Source organism: Actinomycetes bacterium, assembly GCA_022599915.1.
Classification (GTDB): domain Bacteria; phylum Actinomycetota; class Actinomycetes; order S36-B12.
In genome coordinates this window covers 1-2,515 of sequence record JAHZLH010000029.1, presented here as the reverse complement: position 1 = coordinate 2,515, position 2,515 = coordinate 1, and the positions used below count along the sequence as shown (strand labels likewise).

The 2,515-nt window shown below is 61.4% G+C and carries 2 protein-coding genes and 1 tRNA gene; all 3 read right to left on the bottom strand.

Features of this window, described 5'->3' with window-relative positions; genetic code table 11:
* Window positions 1–5: 5 nt before the first annotated feature.
* Window positions 6–94: transfer RNA gene (locus K0U62_05855), tRNA-Ser, on the bottom strand.
* A gap of 99 nt (window positions 95–193) precedes the next feature.
* Complete coding sequence (locus K0U62_05850; protein MCH9801049.1) at window positions 194–787, bottom strand: 2'-5' RNA ligase family protein; 594 nt, start codon at window positions 785–787, stop codon at window positions 194–196.
* Window positions 768–2,312, bottom strand: coding sequence for a PQQ-binding-like beta-propeller repeat protein (locus K0U62_05845; protein ID MCH9801048.1), 1,545 nt, complete (start codon window positions 2,310–2,312; stop codon window positions 768–770). Before K0U62_05845 ends, K0U62_05850 begins: the two co-directional genes overlap by 20 nt.
* Window positions 2,313–2,515 lie beyond the last annotated feature (203 nt).

The following is a 2,515-nucleotide window of genomic DNA, read 5'->3' as shown; positions in this document are numbered from 1 at the left end:
CGAGGTGGCGGAGGATGCGGGATTCGAACCCGCGAGGGGTGTTGCCCCAACACGCTTTCCAAGCGTGCGCCATAGGCCACTAGGCGAATCCTCCGCTCACGAGGGTACGCGACGGTGCTTCGGACTGGCTAACCGGATCCGCCTTTCTAAGGGTGCTGGCTAGCGGCGGTGAACCGTGCCAACGCGGCGAAGGTCATACGATCTGCCATTCGCCCACTGGCGATCGAGTGTCGATGGCGATTTGCTGAATCTCTGCGGTCAGGTGCAGTTCCCGGGCTGGTGGCAGTTGCGCCAGGCGGTCACGGACTGTGGCCAGCGGCACCACCTTGCGGTAGGTGCCCACGGTCACGTGCGGCAGATACGGCCCAGTCCGATCCTCTGGCGGCCAATCGAGTTGAGTGGGAGCCGCTGCGTCCCAGGATTCGCGCAACTCCAGAATCTGAGGAGACGCCACCGCTAGGTAAGCAGCGGCGGTGAAGGTGTCGGCCTTTCCCACCCTCAGGTCGACCCGATGCGGGCGCCACGCCACTGGTTCAAATCCGAGGGTGCGTACTGTGACATGCGCCTGTTTCGGACCCGTGGGTATCAGCCATTCCGAAAGCGCGGCTGCTACCGCAACTCGGCGTTGTTCCACCGCTGGATCAACCACGACTGCGGCTAGCGCGTAGTACCAGCGCGGCCCACTGCGCCAGCGCTGCCAGACTTCCGGATCCAAGACCTGGGTTACTGACCCGGGCTCGGAAGTCGCCGCTAAGGAGTCAGCAGCACTATCGCGGGGCGAGGGCATGCATCTGACCTGCGCGGGTCCCGATGTAGATCCGACCATCGTGCACTGCCGGCGTGGATTCGATGCAGCCGCCAACCCGCACTTGCCATAGTTCGGGTGGCCGCTTGCGAGTCTTGCTCACATCAAAGGCATGCATGGTCCCCTGACAATCACCGATGAGCAGGACATCATCAACGACGACCGGAGACTGCCACAGCGGCCCCGGCAGCGTACGACGCCAGTGGACCTTGCCGGACTCCCGATTGATGGCAAGTACCTCACCGCCATCAGTGTCGAAGATGACCACATCACGATGTAGCGCCGGTGTGCCCCAGATTCCGCCCGGTCGCCGGGATTGATCCTTTACTGACCAAACCAACGGGTTATCCGGTTTGCTGGGGTCTAGCTTCATCATTTGCCCCACCTGCTGAGAGCGGGAGTTGCCCTTCTCGAACTCGGAGCCGACGTAGAGGTAGCCATCTTCGTCGATGGTGATGGTGGCGTCGGTATCGTCGCCGGTCCAGAACCGGAATACCCGATTGGGGTCTTTCCCTTGCTTGAGGCCCTTGATGTTCCAGCCCTGAACCAATCCAGCCGAGTTAGCGAAGTACATGACGTTCTTGTAGATCGCGACGGAGTTTTCGATTGAGGTCTGCGGACTGCCGAAGGCGGCGCTCAACTCCGCATCCCAGCCGGCCGCATGCCAAATCAGTTTCGGATTGACACTAACCCGACCGGACTTGTCGTATTTCTTGTTGAGCTTCACGATGTGAATGCGGCTGTTTTCGCCACCTTCAAAGAGATAGTCACCGATGACCAGTGGGCTGCCGTCCCAGTCGTCGTTCCACTGGGTGGGGGACACCGACTTGGCATACAGCCGCCAGAGTTCTCGCGGCTGGGATCCGTCGAAGGCAATGACGCGCAGGTAGTTGTCACGCGAGCCGGAGTAGACCAGCGGGTAGCCGTCGGGATCGATGGTTACTGACCCCTTGATGATGTCGCCGGTCTTGAAGGTTGGCAGCAATTTCTTGCCATTCTTGGCATTGAGGAAATGAATCCCGTAGTCGTAGGCGCCGAAGACTAGCCAGGTCTTTCCTTTGCGTTCGAAGACGGAAGGTTGGCCGGTCCAGCCAGTGCCGCACCAGGTTTGCGGTCCGCCACCGTCGTCAGAGGTGCCGCACATGCCACCGCCACGTGGGTACACCCAGTCTTGGACCGGAGCGGTGCGCGGCATGGGCCCGGTGCCATAGAAAGTTCGGGTGGGATTGCCGCGGAATGTGATCAGCCCGTTGACGTCGCCGGGTGGGTAAGGCTGGCCTACCCAGGCCGGGTCCGACCAATATCGCTTGTCGGGGACGGGCAGGGAGTCATCGGTTGCCTCGTCGCTCGTGGTGTCACTGGCTGTGGCTGATGGGGTGGGGCTAGTAGCCGCATCGTCAGCAGCGGTGTTGGTGTTCTCGGAGTTTGGTGACAGAAACCAAGCGAGTCCGCCGACCACCAGAGCCGCCGCGCTGAGGGCGACGACCACCAGCAGAGTCTTACGCATTGGCACATCCTAGACGGCTGAGGTGGTCTCGCCGACGTAGCGGTGGGTGTGCCGCACGGGATTTACCTAACGTGCGCGTAGAATCTGACGCCAGGATCAACTTCTGCGCCTAGGCGGTGCCAGAAAGTAATACATCAGCCACGTGAGGAGTCGGCCATGGCCGAGGAAGCGTTCATCTACGAAGCCATTAGGACACCACGGGG